Source organism: Qipengyuania pacifica, from assembly GCF_019711555.1.
Taxonomy (GTDB): domain Bacteria; phylum Pseudomonadota; class Alphaproteobacteria; order Sphingomonadales; family Sphingomonadaceae; genus Qipengyuania; species Qipengyuania pacifica.
Genome location: NZ_JAIGNQ010000001.1, coordinates 910,855 through 927,135 on the forward strand (window position 1 = coordinate 910,855; position 16,281 = coordinate 927,135).

Genomic DNA, 16,281 nt, shown 5'->3' on the forward strand with positions numbered 1-16,281 from the left:
GGGGTGGACCTGCGCTCGATGAGGGTGTTAGGCCTGTCGGCCCCCATGATTTGACCGGTGCAACAGAATGACCAAGGTACTCGTAGCCGACGACGATCCGTTGACAATGGCGGGCATCACGACACTGCTCGACAAGACCAATTTCACCGTGGTTGCGACGGTAAACACAGGCGCCGCGGTGCTGGATGCACTTCCCGGCGCGCGGCCCGAACTTCTGATCCTCGACAACGATATGCCCGAAAGAAGCGGGCTGGATGTTCTGCGCACTTTACGCAGCAAGGGCGACGATCGCCCGGTGGTTCTGCTCACTAGCCGGCTCAATGACGAGCTTGCCCGAGAGGCGGTGAAATTGTCGGTCAACGGCATCGTCATCAAGTCCACGGCGCCACGCGACCTGCTGGTCTGCCTCGAAAGCGTCGTCCAGGGGCGTCGGTGGATCGATCAGGAAGTCATGCAGCGGGTGATGGAACAGGCCATGTCGCCCGATGCGCCGCGCGATCCCTTCGACGCGCTGAGCGCGCGGGAACGCGCTGTCGCATCGCTGGTCCAGCGCGGGCTACGCAACAAGGAAGTCGCCAGCGAACTGGGCCTCACCGAAGGGACGGTGAAGGTCCATCTCCACAAGGTTTTCGACAAGCTCGGCATCCGCGGACGAACCGAATTGATCCTCCTCGCGCAAGAGCGTGGCGACTGAGGTTATATCGAAAGTAATAGGCGCTTTTCGCCGAAGGTGAGGGCGTTTGTCTCCGTCGGGTGAATGGCTCGTAATCAACCAATGACGCATCTGTCTGGCATATCGGCGACATGGGGTCGCCGGCTGCAACAGGCGGATAATGAAAACTCTTCACGCGCTCGGAATGGCGATGCTGGTTGCGATCTTCGCGATCGCCGGCCAGCCCGTGCGCGCGCAGACCACCGCCTATGCGGCCGGCCAGGGTGCGGTAAACAGCATCGAAGTGGGCGTAGAGGTTCGCGCCTCGGTCACCGGCCGCTGCGGTTTTGCAACGTCGGGCGCACCTTCTGGCACGATCGATCAGGCCGATTTCGATTTGAACGGCTTCAGCCGCGATTTCGCAATCCAGCTCAACTGCACGGGCGCCTCGCGCATTGCCGTGTCCTCGCTCAATGGCGGGATGGCCAGCCAGGCAGCGGGCGGCTCTGGATATCAGACCAAGGCACCTTACCGAGTGGCCCTCTATATGGTGGCCGACAACGGTACGAATGCTTCGGCCACCTGCGATGCGGCCACGCTGTCGGCGGGTGGCTCGTGCAGCTTTGCAGGGACCGCGACCGCAGCCCAGGGTCTGCGCCTTGCCGGAGCCTCGACGAAGGTAAACGGATCGTATCTTCGTGTCAGCGCACCGGCCTATACCGGAAGCGACACGCTCGTATCGGGCCGGTACGCCGACACGCTTTCGGTCACTGTCAGCGTGAGTCCCTAACGCCATGGTAACGAACAAGATTCGCCCTTTGTTAGAAACTCGCCTATACCTCCGACGGTGTGACGAAACTGCATATAATCCGTCTGGCCAGAATTCGCGCGATTGCCGCGCAGTCGACATGTATTGCAGCTCTGTTCTGTTCAGTTCCATCGGCGGCGCAAAGCGCGGCAGAAGTGGACATTACCGGTCATGTGGCGCCGCGCTGCTGGGTCTCCGATCCGAAGGCTGTGGTCGTGATGTCCACCCCGGCGGCCAACGCTCGCCGGGCGGTCTGCAATCATTCCGTCGCTCGATCGGTGTCGGAAAACTGGACCGTCATGGCGAAGCTGCAGAGGCAGCCGCGCAGCCCGCTCAGGCCGATACCGGTTCAATCGGCAGAATTCTCTTCTCGCGCTGCACTGGAGATCGTCGTATCGCCTCAGGTATGAGGCGTTGGACAGTAGGTTTTGCAGCCGCCGCCGCGGCTTTCGCGATAACATCGCCGGTACAGGCTCAATCGCAGATTTCGTCGGTTTGCGGCGTTACCGGTACGGCTACCGCACCGGCCAGCATCACTTATGATCCATTCTCGCCCGGCGGCCTTTCGGAAGTGACCATCCCGCTGATCCTGCGGCGCAATCGCGGTATCCTCCTCGGCCGCACGGATGAGGTCAGTCTCGTCATCGTCGCCCCTACGGGCTCGCCGCCGCTCGACGTGACCTATCGCGGTTTCCGGGTGATTTATCCCGAAGGATCGACGGCGGGTCGTCCCCGGTCGCTGGATTCACGCGACAACGGCGCTGGTTCGGCAGGTGAAATACGATACAATTTCGGCGGCATTCTGAGCTCGGATTTGTCCAATCCGCTCAACCTGCGCGTGACCGTGCCGCCTGGTACCGATCTGTCGGCCGGCGAACCTATTGTCCTCGACCTGCTTTACATCTGTTCCGGCATCGGCGGACTGGCGAGCTTACCCGTTCCCGTTCGCGAACCGGGCACCATTCGGATCAACGTCAACACGGTCAGCGCGCTTCAGGCTTATTATGCCGGTTCCCCGCTCGACTTCGGCGAAGTCGGTGATGCCAGCACCACGGCGGTACTGGCCGCGCCCGAACGTTATACGACGCCTGCAGGAAATTCGCTGCGCGTGCGCAGCTCCGGCCCGTTCGAGGTAAGGATGCGCTCGCAGAACGATTTCCGCCTTACCTATCCGGGCGGCAACCTCGGCGACGCGTCGCAGGCGATCCGCTACAGTGCGCGCTTTCTGGGGCAGGAGGTCACCTCCAATGCCTCTTTCGGAACGCGGACCTGTGCACGTGCGGGCATGGACGGAAGCGCAGGGGTTCTGCCGCTGCGCGCCACATTGAAGGAAGGCGGGGCGGCCAAGACGCCGGCCCCCAACTACAGTGACGTGATCAGCATCACCTTCACGCCGGTGGTCACGGCTGCGTCCGCCAGCAATTGCGCCGGGCTCTGACCGCCCGCAACCTATACCCAAGGGTATAGCGAATAACGCTCAAAGTTAGCGCCGTTTTCGCCACCCGCTAAATGGGGCGACCGGCGATTCCCGGCTATTTCCAACTCATCGGGGTGACGAGCCCCTCTGAAATTCTGATTGGAGACACGAAATGAAAAAGCTGGTTCTTTCCGTCCTGGTTCTCGGTTCGGCACTCGGCGCTACCCCTGCTTTGGCGCAGGCAACCGGATCGGTTGACGTCACGGGCTCGGTTGCAGCACGCTGCCTCGCCGTTTCGCCCATCAGCGGCAACATCACCCTTGGCGAACTTGCTAAGACCGACGGCACCGTCGACCCGAGCTTTGCCGGCAACACCGGCGGCCTTACCCGCAACTTCACCGTGAAGTGCAATGGCTCCAACCCGAAGATCTCGGTCGATGCCAAGCCGCTGATCAATGCCGCCGCAACGAACGTACCCGCCGGCTACACCAACACCGTCCACTACACCGCGACGCTGGTTGCCACCGGTGCCAAGGGCGGAACCACTCCGGTTGCCGACCAGTCTCTGACCGCAGGCGCCACCTCGGCCCAGGTCGGTGACCGTCTGGCCGCCACCTCCAACAATATCACGCTGACGATCGGCAGCGGGCTTACTGCGGATCCGGCTGCGATCCTCGATGCCGGCACCTATGCCGGTAAGGTGGAAGTCACCATCGCACCGACCGCCTGACAGGGGGGTTTCCGGCAGGCGCGGGGGCAGCCTGCCGGAAATTTTTGGAATTCTTCATGGTCACACATAATCCGGCTGATCTCGCGACCGAACTGCGCTTAAGGGCGCAGGATGCCGAGGGCGACGAGCGTAACGAGCTGCTATACCTCGCGATTGAATATGAACGCATGGCGCAGGAAACCGGTCTGGCAGCGCGCCCCGAATGGCGCGGAGTTGCCATTCCGAAGTAAGTGCTGCCGCAGGGAAACACCCATGGGCCTATCCGGCGGTTCGCGGCAATTCGTCCTTGGCGAACCGGGGTGGGTCGGTCCATGGTCGCCCGATAAGACTGTCTCGCAAGGAGTTTCCATTGCAGTCACTTAGAAAAATTGCGGTCGCGCTGCTGGTTACGGTTCTTGGGGTGGTCGGCTCTGTCGCCGCCTATGCGATGATCGTCCAGCCCGTAGTCATCGACTTGACGACAGCCGGCCGCGGTATGAGCGATGTCGTGACTGTCGAGAATACCTTCGACAAACCGCTGCCGGTCGAAATGCGGATCGAGGCGCTGGAACTGAACAGCGACGGCGTGACCCCGACCGGGGTCGATCCCGGCGAACTGGTGGCCTTTCCACCTCAGGCGCTGATCCCTCCCGGCCAGCGGCAGAGCTTCCGCGTACAGTATGTCGGCGATCCCGACCTTGCGCGCAGCAAGCACTATTTCGTCACGGCCGCACAGCTGCCGGTTGAAACCAGCGATACGACGTCGAACGTGCAGCTCCTGTACAATTTCCAGATTCTCGTCAGCGTCTCGCCCGATGGCGTGAAACCTTCCTTGTCGCTCGCCTCTGCACAGATCGGCACCGATGCCGAGGGGCGGCCAGCCCCTGTCATTACCGTAACCAATGATTCGGCTGCGCACGGCTATCTGTCGCGCGGACGGCTGCGGGTCGTCCAGACCGGCGCCGACGGCCGCGAGGTGTTCCGCAAGGAAATTTCAGGCCCGGAGCTGCAGCAGACGCTGGGCTATGGTCTGATTGGCGGGGGCCAGACGCGGCGCCTGACGCTGCCTGTGGTCCTGCCGCAAACGGATGGACGTGTCGAAGTGCAGTTCACGCCCGACAATTAAGGGCCCCAGGTTCGTATGAACCGCCAGATACTCGCTGCTGTCCTGCTTGCTGGTTGCCTCGTTCCCCATGTGGGGAATGCGCAGCCCGCTGCCCCGGTGCGCGCTCGCGTGGTGATCGATCCGGGCCCCGATGGCGATCAGGTCAATCCTACCGGGCGAACGTTCGTCCTGACGGTACCCCTGCTCGATGGCGAAACCTATATTGGCGACACGACCCTAACGCTCGAGCCGAACGGGCAGGCAAGCTTCGCGGCAGAACGCCTGCTGGCGCTGCTGGAGCCGCGCATCGCACCGCAGCTCGTCGAACGGTTGCGCTCCCGGTTGGCCCAGCAGGGTCAGATAGGGCGATCCGATCTCGAAGCTGTCGGCATCGCGATCCGCTATGATCCGCAATCGCTGCAACTGATCCTTGATATCGCCCCTGCAAGCCGGGCGAGCCGGTCGCTGACGTTGGGCAACGAAGACGAGCGCGGGGTGGTCAACTATGTCGCGCCAGCCGATTTCAGTGCCTATCTCAACATACGCGGTTCGCTGGACTGGGTTCAGCAGGGTAGCGACGAAGGGCTGGCGCCGCCCATCACCTTTCTCGACGGGGCAGCGAGGCTGGGCGGTGTAGTCCTGGAAAGTGAGGCCAATTGGCAGGCCAGCGCGCCAGGGCCGGATTTTCAGCGCCGCGGAACGCGGCTGGTCTACGATGATCGACGCAATCTTCTGCGCGCATCGGCCGGGGACCTGCGCACATTGGCCCGCGGATTTCAGGCCGCACCGGAGATCAGCGGTCTTTCGGTGTCGCGCTTTTACTCCCTCCTCGATCCGCAACGGATCATCCGTCCGCGCGGCAGCCGCAGTTTTCGTCTGGATCGTCGTTCACAGGTGGAAGTGCGGGTCAACGGACAGCTCGTTCGGCGGCTGGAACTCGATCCGGGCACGTTCGACCTGACCGATTTCCCTTTTGCCCAAGGGTCCAATGACGTCGAGCTGACCATAACCGATGATACCGGGCGCAGCGAAACCGTCGATTTCGACATTTTCCTCGATCAGGCGCAGCTTGCCGAAGGTCTTAGCGAATTCGGGCTTTATGCCGGCGTGCTCGCACCATTGGGTGGGCGCGGTCCCGTGTATAGCGACGACCTCGCCTTCAGCGGCTTCTATCGGCGCGGTATCAATGACCGGTTGACACTTGGCGCGAATGCGCAGGCAGATCCCGACGGTTGGATGGGCGGTGTCGAAGCGGTTGTCGCAACTCCAATCGGGTCTCTCGGCGGGTTCGCCTCCGCTTCGCACAGCGAAGGCGTCGGCTCGGGTTGGGCATCGATCCTCACGTTTCAGCGGACTATCGCGCGCAATACTGCTGGCGGCGCTGACGTTTTGTCAGCTTCCATCGAAACACGAAGCCGAGACTTCTCCCCGATCGGGACCGGCTTGCCGTTCAATCCCTATCGCTACATCGCCGGGGCAAGCTACAGCGCCACGATCAGCGACACGGTCTATGCCGGCTTGGATGCACGCTATTCGCGCGGCCGGGATGACGAACCCGATGTCGGCAGTCTGCGCGCCACCGGTGGTTGGCAGATCTCGCCCCGGCTGAACCTGACTGGCGATTTCGGTTATGACCGGGTGGGCGGGCAAAACCGGCTCAGCGCGTTCTTCTCGCTCGTCTTCCGTTTCGATCGCAGTTCAAGCCTGCGCGCCGATTACGACAGCCGCGGCGACCGCAAACGCCTGACCTACCAGACGTATCACGGGACGGGGACCGGGGCCTATAATTTCAGCGCCGATATCGAACACAGTGACGTTGGCATAGTGACTGGTGCCAATGGCACGCTGTTCAGCAACCGGGCCGAGCTTGGCTTCAGTCATTTTGGCGCGTTCGAAGGCGATCTCGGCGGATCGACGAGCCAGAGGACATCCCTTCGGTTCGGCACTGCCCTGGCTGTCGCAGACGGTGCATTTTCGGTCGGACGGCCCATCCAGGACAGTTTCGCCATCGTCAGTCCACACGCCTCGCTGCGTGGAACCGACATACTGATAGAACCGACCGGGCGCTCGGCCGCGGCAAACAGCGGCGCATTGGGTACCGCCCTGCAGCCCAGCCTGAGCAGCTATAGCGAACGTAACCTGCTGATAACTGCTCCCGATGCGCCCCTGAATACGGATCTGGGTGAAGGTTCCTTCCGGCTCCTTCCGCCCTATCGCGGGGGATATCGCCTGACTGTCGGCTCGGACTATATGGCGAGCGTGGTCGGGCGTTTGCTTAACGGCGATGGCGAACCGATTTCGCTTCTGTCTGGCGTCGCGATCGAGGATGCCCATCCCGAACGGGAACCCGTTGCGCTATTCACCAACTCGGCCGGCCGTTTTGGTGCGACCGGCCTCGCTCCCGGCCGCTGGACGATCGTACTGAACGATGCCGACCAGACGACCTTTGCCTTCACCATCGCCGAAGACGTCGACCAGACGGTCGCGCTCGGCGATTTGGTGCCCGCCGAATAGGATGGCACGGGAAACCGGTTAAGGCTGCGCGGGTGTTTCCTGGGCGTTGCCACCCAAAAATTATCCGCAATCGCAACCTCCAATCAGGAGATGCCCGGCAGCGCCGCGGCCGCGATGACCCACAGGCCTATCGCAAGGAATAGCAGCGCCGCAATAATCCGTACCGCTTTCAGCGAAACGCGCTCTACGATGGCATTGCCGAAATAGACCGCCGGCACATTGGCCAGCATCATGCCGAGCGTCGTGCCCAGCGTCACCAGAAGGACGCTCTGGAACTGCGCCCCCAGGGCAATGGTGGCAACCTGCGTCTTGTCTCCGATTTCGACAATGAAGAACGCGATGGTGGTTGTCAGGAAGGCCCCGAACCGCGGGGCCTTGGGTTGTTCATCGTCGTCCAGCTTGTCTGGCACAAGCGTCCACAGGGCCATGGCGATGAAGCTTGCTCCGACGGCATAGCGAAACCACGGACCTTCCAGCAGGCTGGCGACGGATTGGCCCACGAAAGCGGCAATGCCATGGTTTGCCAGGGTGGCGACCAGGATGCCGAAGACGATCGGCAGGGGTTTGCGAAATCGCGTTGCAAGCACGATGGCAAGGAGCATGGTCTTGTCGCCGATTTCGGCGAGCGCAACCACGGCGGTCGAAGTGATAATGGCTTCCACAGGATATCTCCGGGCCGGGCTTCAAGACTTCAACGACACCGGACCTTCCGCCCGGCCGGACGAAAGTCAGGTGCCATTGGTCTTGCCCGAACGGATGCTCGAACCCCTGCGCCACGACCTCTCGGCCGAGTATGTTGACGCGAGGGAACCGCACTGAATGCGGCGGGCTACTCCCCAGATGACGGTGGTTGGCTAGCAGCGACCCATCCGGCGCGCAAGGTAGGCCGGTACAGAGCTCGCATCATTACCGGCTTTCCTACTCGCTGCCCCGCGTGTCAGCGTATTCTCCATGCCTATCCCGCCCTGCCAGAATCGCAAAAAACCACCGCCGGACGAGGATTATCCGGCGGTGGTTTTTTTGCTCTTGGACTGTGTAACACCCGGTCCATGTCTCAGCTTTACGGCTGCAAAGCTGAGCAGCCGGGCGTTCGAATCAGGCGTCTTCCTTCAGATACTTCTGGAAGCTTTTGCGCAGTTTCATCAACTTGGGCGGGATAACTGCAAGGCAGTACGGGTTCCGCTGGCCTTCGCCATCCCAGTATTCCTGATGGTAATCTTCCGCCGGGTACCATTCGCCGCTCTCGATGGTGGTGACGGCCTCCTGCCCCTCGTGTTCGTCGTTCCAACGCGCAATGGCGGCCCTTGCTTCCTCTTCCTGCCCTTCGAGCGGGAAGATCGCACTGCGATACTGGGTGCCGACATCGTTGCCCTGCCGGTTCAGCTGGGTCGGATCATGCGTGCCCAGAAAGACGTCGTAAAGCTGGGCCAGCGTGATCTGCTCGTCATCGAATGTGACCCGCACGCCTTCGGCATGGCCGGTATTGCCCGTGCAGACCTCCTTGTAAGTCGGGTTCGCCTGGTGCCCGCCGATATAGCCGCTCTCTACTTCGCTGACGCCGATCACGTCCTTCATAACCGCTTCGGTGCACCAGAAGCACCCGCCGGCAATGATCGCCTGCTGTTCTGCCATGTCATCAAACTCCTTGTTGGATACCAAGATAGGAATCCGTCCCGCGCTTGTCATCGTGCAGTTGCACGTGCAGGACATCACCGATCCATTCGAGGGAGAGATCAGATGCGTTACCTGCTCGCCGCCACAGCGCTGGCATTCGGCGTTCCTGCCGTTGCCGACGATCAGAAATTGCCCGATCCCGCGGCCTTCGCAGCGACTCATGCCGAAGCCATATCCGGCGCGATCAATCATCCCAGCCGCGCCGAAGATCGCGCGCGTGATCAGTATCGTCACCCTTCCGAAACCCTCGCATTCTTCCGCGTCGCCCCGGACATGAAAGTCGGTGAATATGCGCCCGGCGGCGGCTGGTACACGCGTGTGCTCGGGCATTATCTGGGCGGTGAGGGGCAGCTCGTCGGATTATATTGCGATCCCACCAGCGGTCCCTTCGACGCCGAAGCGCAGCAGCGCATCCGCGCCGGGGCCGCCGGTTTTCCTGCCGAAGCCGCCGAATTCACCGGGCTTCCGGCCGAACATTTCTCGGCCATGACGCTTGATGCCGTGCCGGGAGGCGAAGCGGGCACGTTCGATCGCATCCTCGTCATTCGCATGCTCCACAACATGATGCGCTGGAACAATGCCGACAGCGAAATCAAGACCATGCGCGGCCTGCTCAAGCCGGGCGGGATGCTTGGCATCGTCCAGCATCGCGCGCCCGAAGATGCCAGCGCCGACTATGCCAACGGCTCGAAAGGCTATCTGCGACAGGACGATGTCGTGGGCTTCGTGGAGGCCCTGGGCTTCGAATTCGTCGGCAGCAGCGAGGTGAACGCCAATCCGCGCGATCCGGCCAATTGGGAAGACGGCGTATGGATGATGCCGCCAAGCCTCGGGGGCGATGATGCGATGGACGCGCAAACCCGCGATCTGGGTGAAAGCGATCGCATGACTCTGCTGTTCCGCAAGCGGGACTGATCATTGCCTGACGCGCGACGGTTGCTTATCTGGCGCCCATGAGAGAACTGACCGTCGCCGTCCTGCAATTGCCGCTCGCCCGCCCCGACGCGGCAGACAATATCGCCGCCGTCTCGAAGCTGGTGGAAGACGCGGCGGCCAAGGGCGCTCAGATCATCCTGCCGCCCGAACTGTTCGCGGGGGAATATTTCTGCCGGGAGGAGGAGGAGAACCTCTTTGCTCTTGCTCACCCGACCGGCGAAAGCCCCAGCGTTACCGCCATGCAGGAACTCGCCGCCAGATTACAGGTGGCCATTCCGACAAGCTTCTTCGAACGTGACGGCCAGCATTACTACAACACGCTCGCCATGATCGGCCCGGATGGCGAAATCATGGGGACATACCGCAAAAGCCATATTCCCGATGGACCGGGCTACGAAGAGAAATACTACTTCCGCCCCGGCAACGACGGGTTCAAGGTATGGGATGTGTTCGGCGCGCGTATCGGCATCGGCATCTGCTGGGATCAATGGTATCCCGAATGTGCTCGCGTCATGGCGCTTAAGGGCGCCGAAGTACTGTTTTACCCGACTGCCATCGGCTCCGAACCTTACGATGCCGATCTCGATACCAGCCGCATGTGGCGTCGTGCGATGATCGGTCATGCGGTGTCCAATTGCATGCCCGTCTGTGCGGCCAATCGTATCGGACACGAAGGTCCCGCGGATCGTCGGCAGAGCTTCTACGGCCACAGTTTCATCAGCGATGAATGGGGCGATCTGGTCGAGGAATTCGGCGGTTCGTCACAGGGCGTCCTCGTCGCAACGCTCGACCTCGACCGCGCACGAAAACATCGTGCGGGCATGGGCTTCTTTCGCGACCGACGTCCCCAACTCTACGGGCGCATCTGCGAGGATATCTAAAGGCGGGGCTGTACGCCCCCGCGCTATCCGCCTGCCAATTCCTTGAGTATGATCGTCCAGTGATCGAGGCCCGAATAGAACGCATCGACATTCGCCCGTTCGTTGAGACCATGTGCATACATGTCCTGCGAACGGCTGGCGCCTCCGCTTACGGCGACCGTATCGTAGCCTAACGTGCGGTAATGCATCCCGTCGGTACCGCCCGATTCCATATAGGGAATGATGGGTATGTCCTTGCCGTATCGTGCGGCGAGGCTTTTCGCCACCGCTGCCCGGACATCGTCCCGGAGAACAGAGACGGGGCTTTCCGTCACCTCTGCCATCAGCTTGAACGAAACATTGTCGTTGCCGATGACGCGGGCCAGTTCGGCCTGGGTCTTCTCCACCCCGATGCCGGGGAAAATGCGGCAGTTCACGGTCGCCGTCGCGCTCTGCGGCAAGGCGTTTTCCGCATGCCCGGCGCGGAGCATCGTCGCTACGCAAGTCGTGCCGAGCGTGCCCACCGTCTCGGGGTTCGACTGAAGCGTGGCGACGGCTGCCGGATCTTCTGGGTTTTCCGCAAAGGCACGCATGGCATCGCCCAGTTCGCCCGGCACGCTCTGGCCAAGGGCTGCAAAATAGCTTCGGGTCAGCGGTGTCGCCTGAACTGCGAATTTGTGATCGGCCAATTTCAGAAGCGCTGCCGACAGTTCATAGATGGCATTGTCGGATCGCGGCCGCGAAGAGTGGCCGCCTGGATTGCTCACGGTAAGCTCGAACGTCGCAAACGTTTTTTCCGCAGCCTGAACACGCATGGCCAGCGGCTTGAACTCGTCGTCCAGCGCCGTTCCGCCGGCATCGGAATTCAGCACGAAAGCAGGGTCGACGTTCTCTGCGATCCACTTCGCCTGTGCGCGGGTGGAAACCATGCCGGTTTCCTCATCACCAGAGAAAGCCAGATAGAGATCCCGGTTGGGCGTCCAGCCTTCATCTTTCAGCCGTATGAAAGTGCCTACGAGATTGGCGACGCCGTACTTATTGTCCATCGTTCCGCGTCCGAAGAAATAACCGTCTTCTTCGGTCAGAGTGAAGGGATCGCGATCCCAATCCTCCGGCAGAGCATCCACCACGTCCATGTGAGCCAGCATCACGATGGGCTTGTCGCCGGAGGAACCGTCGCCTCGATATCGCACGATAAGCCCCTGCGTCGGCTCGCCGTCGCTGTCGTAGTCAGTGACCATCAGGTCTTCCTGCGCGAAGCCAGCATCGGACAGACGCTTCGTGAGGTACGCGACCATGTCATCCACCTGCTGATGACCGCGCGCCGTACGAAAGCCTATTATGTCGCGATAGATGTCATGGACCATCTGCTGGTGATCGGTCAGTTGACGCGTTTCGGTATCCTGAGCCGCAATTGGGCCCGCCGAAGCCAGCGCGCCCGCCAGAAGAAATGCCTTTACCCTCATCGCCTGCCCCTCCAGTTGGCTATCACGCGACGGGACGCTAGGACGGAGCCTTCATGGAGGCAAGCAAGCATCGCTACCTGATTGCACTGGGGTCGAACCGGCGCGCACCCCAGATCGGTGCCCCTCGCGCTGTGCTTGATGCGGCGGTGGCAGAACTGGCCGAGGAAGGCTGGGAGGTCGAAGCCGTCTCGTCTTGGGTGGACAGCGCGCCCATCGGCCCTTCGCAGCGGCAATATGCCAATGGCGCTGTCGTGATCAGTGGCGATCTCGATCCCACCGAGACGCTGGAACACCTTCAATCAATCGAGGAAAAGTTCGGACGCGAGCGGCGCGGGCAGAGGTGGCGAGCGCGCACACTCGATCTCGACATCGTTCTTTGGAGTGGCGGGGCTTGGCATTCGACAACTCTTTCGATCCCGCATCCCCTGTTTCGAGAACGTGAATTTGTGTTGCGCCCGGCGGCCGAAATTGCAGCGGATTGGCGAGACCCTGTCTCGGGCCACACCCTGCGTCAGCTCGCCAGACGAAGTTTCCGCTGACCTGCGCCAAATCTCGCATGACCCGCTTGACCGCCCGCAAAGGCGCCCCTAGGTGGCACGCCGTGGTCGGGCCGTTAGCTCAGTCGGTAGAGCAACTGACTTTTAATCAGTAGGTCGCTGGTTCGAACCCAGCACGGCTCACCACCACTATCCGCACCGAGGCCGGAGTGCCGGCACTAACTACCGGAGCCGACATTCCCATGAAAACCCGCGCCGCCGTCGCTTTCGCCCCCAAGCAACCACTCGAAATCGTCGAGTTAGACCTGGAGGGACCAAAGGCGGGCGAAGTGCTGGTCGAGATCATGGCTACCGGTCTCTGCCACACGGATGCGTATACGCTCGATGGATTGGACAGCGAGGGGATCTTTCCCAGTGTCCTGGGTCATGAGGGCGCAGGAATCGTGCGTGAAGTCGGCGCCGGCGTCACGAGCGTCTCGCCCGGCGACCACGTCATTCCGCTTTACACCCCCGAATGCCGCCAGTGCAAATCGTGCCTGAGCGGGAAGACGAACCTTTGCACCGCGATCAGGGCCACTCAGGGTAAGGGCCTGATGCCCGATGGTACGACGCGCTTTTCCTACAAGGGCGAGCCGATTTTCCATTATATGGGCTGCTCGACCTTCTCGAACTTCACTGTCCTGCCCGAAATCGCGGTCGCCAAGATTCGTGAGGACGCCCCCTTCAAGACGAGCTGCTATATCGGCTGCGGTGTCACAACGGGCGTTGGCGCAGTCACCAATACCGCCAAGGTCCAGGTTGGTGACAATGTCGTGGTCTTCGGCCTGGGCGGGATCGGTCTCAATGTCATTCAGGGTGCACGGCTCGCCGGCGCCGGCATGATCGTCGGCATCGACATCAACTCTGATCGCGAAGAATGGGGCCGCAAGTTCGGAATGACCCATTTCCTCAATACCAAGGGTATGAGCCGGGACGAAGTGGTGGCCAAGGTCGTCGAGATGACGGACGGAGGAGCCGATTACACCTTCGACTGTACGGGTAATACGGAGGTGATGCGCACGGCCCTGGAGGCTTGCCATCGCGGCTGGGGTACATCCATCGTCATTGGCGTTGCCGAAGCGGGCAAGGAAATCTCCACCAGGCCCTTCCAACTGGTGACCGGTCGCAACTGGCGCGGCACGGCGTTCGGCGGAGCCAAGGGGCGCACCGATGTTCCGAAAATCGTCGATTGGTACATGGACGGGAAGATCGAGATCGACCCGATGATCACTCACGTTCTCAGCCTAGAGGACATCAACAAGGGGTTTGACCTTATGCATGCAGGTGAAAGCATCCGCAGCGTGGTGGTGTTCTGATGGCCGGCAAGATCTATTCTGACGCCGCCGCGGCGCTCGACGGGGTGCTGCGCGACGACATGCTTATCGCAAGCGGCGGCTTTGGCCTCTGCGGAATTCCGGAGCGCCTGCTCACCGCTATTCGTGACAGCGGGGTCAAGGGACTCACTTTCTGCAGCAACAACGCCGGCATCGATAATGAAGGCATCGGCATGCTTTTGCGCACCCAGCAGGTGAAGAAGATGATTTCTTCCTATGTTGGCGAGAACAAGGAATTCGAGCGGCAATTCCTTTCCGGCGAGCTGGAGGTCGAGTTCTGCCCGCAGGGCACGCTGGCCGAACGCATGCGGGCAGGTGGAGCGGGCATTCCCGGCTTCTACACCAAGACCGGCGTCGGCACGCAGGTCGCCGAAGGCAAGGAACACAAGGATTTCGACGGCGAAACCTATATCCTCGAACATGGGATTTTCGCCGACCTCGCAATCGTAAAGGCGTGGAAGGCCGACGAGACGGGCAATCTCGTTTTCCGAAAGACCGCTCGTAACTTCAATCTCCCCGCCGCAACGTGCGGCAAGGTCTGTGTCGTCGAAGTCGAGGAAATCGTGCAGACCGGTAGCCTCGATCCCGACTGTATTCATTTGCCCGGGGTCTACGTCCAGCGCATGATCGTTGGGTCACCTTATGACAAGAAGATCGAATTTGTGACGACCCGCGAAAGGGAGGCCGCATAATGGGCTGGGATCGCAACCAGATGGCCGCCCGCGCGGCCAAGGAACTGGAAGACGGATATTACGTCAACCTCGGCATCGGTATCCCGACGCTGGTGGCCAACCACATTCCTGACGGCATGCATGTAACGCTGCAGAGCGAGAACGGCATGCTCGGCATCGGACCATTCCCTTACGCCGGTGAGGAAGATGCCGATCTGATCAATGCTGGTAAGCAGACCATCAGCGAACTTCCACATAGTGCCTATTTCGATAGTGCTGCCAGTTTTGCCATGATCCGCGGCGGGCACATCGATCTGACTGTGCTCGGTGCGATGGAAGTCGCTCAAAATGGCGATATCGCGAACTGGATGATCCCCGGCAAGATGATCAAGGGCATGGGCGGCGCGATGGATCTTGTGGCCGGCGTCAAGAAGATCATCGTTGTTATGGAGCACACCGCCAAGGACGGAAGCCCGAAGTTCATCTCCGAATGCACGCTGCCTCTGACAGGGCAGAACGTGGTCGACATGATCGTGACGGATCTCGCCGTATTCCAGCGGCCCGACCATGACAGCGCATTTCGTTTGATCGAACTGGCGCCGGGCGTGACCGCCGAAGAAGTAGCCGAAAAAACGACCGCGCAGTACGAAGTCGCTCTCTAGGGATGGCTACCGCATTGGAAACAGTCGAGGAGCAACGTAGCCACGGCGGCATTCAAGGCGTCTATCGCCACGCCTCTTCTAGTACCGGCACCGATATGACGTTCTCCGTGTTTGTACCCGAACACGAAGAAGGCACGAAGCTGCCGGTCCTGTGGTTCCTTTCCGGACTTACGTGCACCCACGCCAACGTCACCGACAAGGGCGAGTTTCGTGCTGCATGCGCCGAACATGGGATCGTTTTTATTGCGCCTGACACGTCACCGCGCGGCGAGAACGTGCCCGATGATGAAGCATACGATTTCGGCCAAGGCGCTGGATTTTATGTCGACGCTACGCAGGACCCCTGGGCAGAGCATTTCCGCATGCGCAGCTATATCGAACAGGAATTGCCGGAGCTGCTTGGCGAGCACTTCCCCATCGATATGGAACGTCAGAGCATTACCGGCCATTCGATGGGTGGTCACGGCGCGCTGACTGTCGCACTCCGTAACGCGGACCGCTTTCGTTCGGTCAGTGCATTTTCTCCTATCGCAAGTCCGCTTGCATGTCCGTGGGGAGAAAAGGCGCTCGGCGGATATCTTGGGGCGGATCGCCAGACTTGGCGGGAATATGACGCCTGCGCACTGATAGAAGACGGTGCAAGATTGCCTGCGCTACTGGTGGATCAGGGCACGGCCGATGGCTTTCTCGAAGAGCAGCTCAAGACCGAACTGCTGATTGAAATCTGCGACAAAGCCGACATGCCCGCAAACATCCGGTTCCAGGATGGATACGACCATTCGTACTACTTCATTTCGACATTCATGGCCGAACACGTGGCCTGGCATGCGCGACATCTGAAACAGATCGGCGTCGAGTAGCACTCCCCACGGCGTAAAAACTCTGCCGCGCCCGATGACTGTGGCTTTGCGGGATTTCCCTGCTAGACATGGCGCGA

18 protein-coding genes, 1 tRNA gene and 1 riboswitch are annotated in these 16,281 nt (G+C 61.1%); of the genes, 16 read left to right on the plus strand and 3 right to left on the minus strand.

Annotated elements, in window-relative coordinates; all coding sequences use genetic code 11:
- Positions 1-67: 67 nt before the first annotated feature.
- The 8 genes from K3177_RS04445 (at position 68) to K3177_RS04480 (ending at position 7,205) form a co-directional block, all read left to right on the plus strand.
- Positions 68-694, plus strand: coding sequence for a response regulator transcription factor (locus tag K3177_RS04445; RefSeq protein ID WP_103024459.1), 627 nt, complete (start codon positions 68-70; stop codon positions 692-694).
- 139 nt (positions 695-833) lie between these two features.
- Positions 834-1,442 (plus strand): hypothetical protein, encoded by a 609-nt coding sequence (locus K3177_RS04450; protein WP_221597224.1) that lies wholly within the window; start codon positions 834-836, stop codon positions 1,440-1,442.
- A 59-nt stretch (positions 1,443-1,501) separates the two neighbouring features.
- Positions 1,502-1,870 (plus strand): hypothetical protein, encoded by a 369-nt coding sequence (locus K3177_RS04455; RefSeq protein WP_221597226.1) that lies wholly within the window; start codon positions 1,502-1,504, stop codon positions 1,868-1,870.
- Entirely contained in the window at positions 1,867-2,898 is a 1,032-nt protein-coding gene (locus K3177_RS04460; protein WP_221597228.1) for a hypothetical protein, read from the plus strand. Before K3177_RS04455 ends, K3177_RS04460 begins: the two co-directional genes overlap by 4 nt.
- Before the next feature lie 151 nt (positions 2,899-3,049).
- A complete protein-coding gene (locus tag K3177_RS04465; protein ID WP_221597230.1) occupies positions 3,050-3,607 on the plus strand; it encodes a hypothetical protein in 558 nt (185 codons plus the stop codon).
- A gap of 56 nt (positions 3,608-3,663) precedes the next feature.
- On the plus strand, positions 3,664-3,837 hold the full coding sequence (locus K3177_RS04470; RefSeq protein ID WP_196847639.1) for a hypothetical protein: 174 nt from the start codon (positions 3,664-3,666) through the stop codon (positions 3,835-3,837).
- 119 nt (positions 3,838-3,956) lie between these two features.
- Positions 3,957-4,712: a fimbrial biogenesis chaperone gene (locus tag K3177_RS04475; RefSeq protein ID WP_247714218.1), complete on the plus strand. Its 756-nt coding sequence runs from the start codon at positions 3,957-3,959 to the stop codon at positions 4,710-4,712.
- A 15-nt stretch (positions 4,713-4,727) separates the two neighbouring features.
- Positions 4,728-7,205: a fimbria/pilus outer membrane usher protein gene (locus K3177_RS04480; protein WP_221597232.1), complete on the plus strand. Its 2,478-nt coding sequence runs from the start codon at positions 4,728-4,730 to the stop codon at positions 7,203-7,205.
- An 83-nt stretch (positions 7,206-7,288) separates the two neighbouring features.
- Here the strand turns inward: K3177_RS04480 and K3177_RS04485 are convergent, their stop codons facing one another.
- Together K3177_RS04485 and msrA are read right to left on the minus strand one after the other, a co-directional pair.
- Entirely contained in the window at positions 7,289-7,867 is a 579-nt protein-coding gene (locus K3177_RS04485; RefSeq protein WP_103024465.1) for a TMEM165/GDT1 family protein, read from the minus strand.
- A gap of 2 nt (positions 7,868-7,869) precedes the next feature.
- Positions 7,870-8,056: riboswitch (yybP-ykoY riboswitch) on the minus strand.
- A 244-nt stretch (positions 8,057-8,300) separates the two neighbouring features.
- Positions 8,301-8,837 (minus strand): peptide-methionine (S)-S-oxide reductase MsrA, encoded by a 537-nt coding sequence (gene msrA / locus K3177_RS04490; RefSeq protein ID WP_103024589.1) that lies wholly within the window; start codon positions 8,835-8,837, stop codon positions 8,301-8,303.
- Between the two features lie 105 nt (positions 8,838-8,942).
- On the opposite strand from msrA, the gene K3177_RS04495 reads away from it, so the two are divergent.
- Positions 8,943-9,794, plus strand: a complete 852-nt coding sequence (locus K3177_RS04495) for a class I SAM-dependent methyltransferase (RefSeq protein ID WP_221597234.1) — start codon at positions 8,943-8,945, stop codon at positions 9,792-9,794.
- A 38-nt stretch (positions 9,795-9,832) separates the two neighbouring features.
- The gene (aguB, locus tag K3177_RS04500) at positions 9,833-10,696 is read left to right on the plus strand and encodes an N-carbamoylputrescine amidase (RefSeq protein ID WP_221597236.1); all 864 of its coding nucleotides are present in this window, start codon (positions 9,833-9,835) and stop codon (positions 10,694-10,696) included.
- A 23-nt stretch (positions 10,697-10,719) separates the two neighbouring features.
- Here the strand turns inward: aguB and K3177_RS04505 are convergent, their stop codons facing one another.
- The gene (locus tag K3177_RS04505) at positions 10,720-12,141 is read right to left on the minus strand and encodes a M20/M25/M40 family metallo-hydrolase (RefSeq protein WP_221597238.1); all 1,422 of its coding nucleotides are present in this window, start codon (positions 12,139-12,141) and stop codon (positions 10,720-10,722) included.
- Positions 12,142-12,194: 53 nt separating this feature from the next.
- On the opposite strand from K3177_RS04505, the gene folK reads away from it, so the two are divergent.
- The 6 genes from folK (at position 12,195) to fghA (ending at position 16,204) form a co-directional block, all read left to right on the plus strand.
- A complete protein-coding gene (folK, locus tag K3177_RS04510; protein WP_196847645.1) occupies positions 12,195-12,680 on the plus strand; it encodes a 2-amino-4-hydroxy-6-hydroxymethyldihydropteridine diphosphokinase in 486 nt (161 codons plus the stop codon).
- Between the two features lie 68 nt (positions 12,681-12,748).
- Positions 12,749-12,824, plus strand: a tRNA-Lys gene (locus tag K3177_RS04515).
- A gap of 56 nt (positions 12,825-12,880) precedes the next feature.
- Complete coding sequence (locus K3177_RS04520; protein ID WP_221597239.1) at positions 12,881-13,993, plus strand: S-(hydroxymethyl)glutathione dehydrogenase/class III alcohol dehydrogenase; 1,113 nt, start codon at positions 12,881-12,883, stop codon at positions 13,991-13,993.
- Entirely contained in the window at positions 13,993-14,703 is a 711-nt protein-coding gene (locus K3177_RS04525) for a CoA transferase subunit A (RefSeq protein ID WP_221597241.1), read from the plus strand. The genes K3177_RS04520 and K3177_RS04525 overlap by 1 nt, the downstream gene beginning before the upstream one ends.
- Entirely contained in the window at positions 14,703-15,344 is a 642-nt protein-coding gene (locus K3177_RS04530; RefSeq protein WP_221597243.1) for a CoA transferase subunit B, read from the plus strand. The genes K3177_RS04525 and K3177_RS04530 overlap by 1 nt, the downstream gene beginning before the upstream one ends.
- A gap of 2 nt (positions 15,345-15,346) precedes the next feature.
- Positions 15,347-16,204, plus strand: a complete 858-nt coding sequence (gene fghA / locus K3177_RS04535) for an S-formylglutathione hydrolase (protein WP_221597245.1) — start codon at positions 15,347-15,349, stop codon at positions 16,202-16,204.
- The last annotated feature ends 77 nt before the right edge of the window (positions 16,205-16,281 follow it).

Bases quoted from the DNA above. Each gene is read 5' to 3' on its own strand.
- K3177_RS04450 (WP_221597224.1), top strand. From the start codon at position 834: ATGAAAACTCTTCACGCGCTCGGAATGGCGATGCTGGTTGCGATCTTC.
- K3177_RS04505 (WP_221597238.1), bottom strand. From the start codon at position 12,141: ATGAGGGTAAAGGCATTTCTTCTGGCGGGCGCGCTGGCTTCGGCGGGC.
- K3177_RS04530 (WP_221597243.1), top strand. From the start codon at position 14,703: ATGGGCTGGGATCGCAACCAGATGGCCGCCCGCGCGGCCAAGGAACTG.
- K3177_RS04465 (WP_221597230.1), top strand. From the start codon at position 3,050: ATGAAAAAGCTGGTTCTTTCCGTCCTGGTTCTCGGTTCGGCACTCGGC.
- K3177_RS04460 (WP_221597228.1), top strand. From the start codon at position 1,867: ATGAGGCGTTGGACAGTAGGTTTTGCAGCCGCCGCCGCGGCTTTCGCG.
- K3177_RS04480 (WP_221597232.1), top strand. From the start codon at position 4,728: ATGAACCGCCAGATACTCGCTGCTGTCCTGCTTGCTGGTTGCCTCGTT.
- K3177_RS04520 (WP_221597239.1), top strand. From the start codon at position 12,881: ATGAAAACCCGCGCCGCCGTCGCTTTCGCCCCCAAGCAACCACTCGAA.
- K3177_RS04525 (WP_221597241.1), top strand. From the start codon at position 13,993: ATGGCCGGCAAGATCTATTCTGACGCCGCCGCGGCGCTCGACGGGGTG.
- K3177_RS04470 (WP_196847639.1), top strand. From the start codon at position 3,664: ATGGTCACACATAATCCGGCTGATCTCGCGACCGAACTGCGCTTAAGG.
- msrA (WP_103024589.1), bottom strand. From the start codon at position 8,837: ATGGCAGAACAGCAGGCGATCATTGCCGGCGGGTGCTTCTGGTGCACC.
- K3177_RS04445 (WP_103024459.1), top strand. From the start codon at position 68: ATGACCAAGGTACTCGTAGCCGACGACGATCCGTTGACAATGGCGGGC.
- aguB (WP_221597236.1), top strand. From the start codon at position 9,833: ATGAGAGAACTGACCGTCGCCGTCCTGCAATTGCCGCTCGCCCGCCCC.
- fghA (WP_221597245.1), top strand. From the start codon at position 15,347: ATGGCTACCGCATTGGAAACAGTCGAGGAGCAACGTAGCCACGGCGGC.
- K3177_RS04495 (WP_221597234.1), top strand. From the start codon at position 8,943: ATGCGTTACCTGCTCGCCGCCACAGCGCTGGCATTCGGCGTTCCTGCC.
- folK (WP_196847645.1), top strand. From the start codon at position 12,195: ATGGAGGCAAGCAAGCATCGCTACCTGATTGCACTGGGGTCGAACCGG.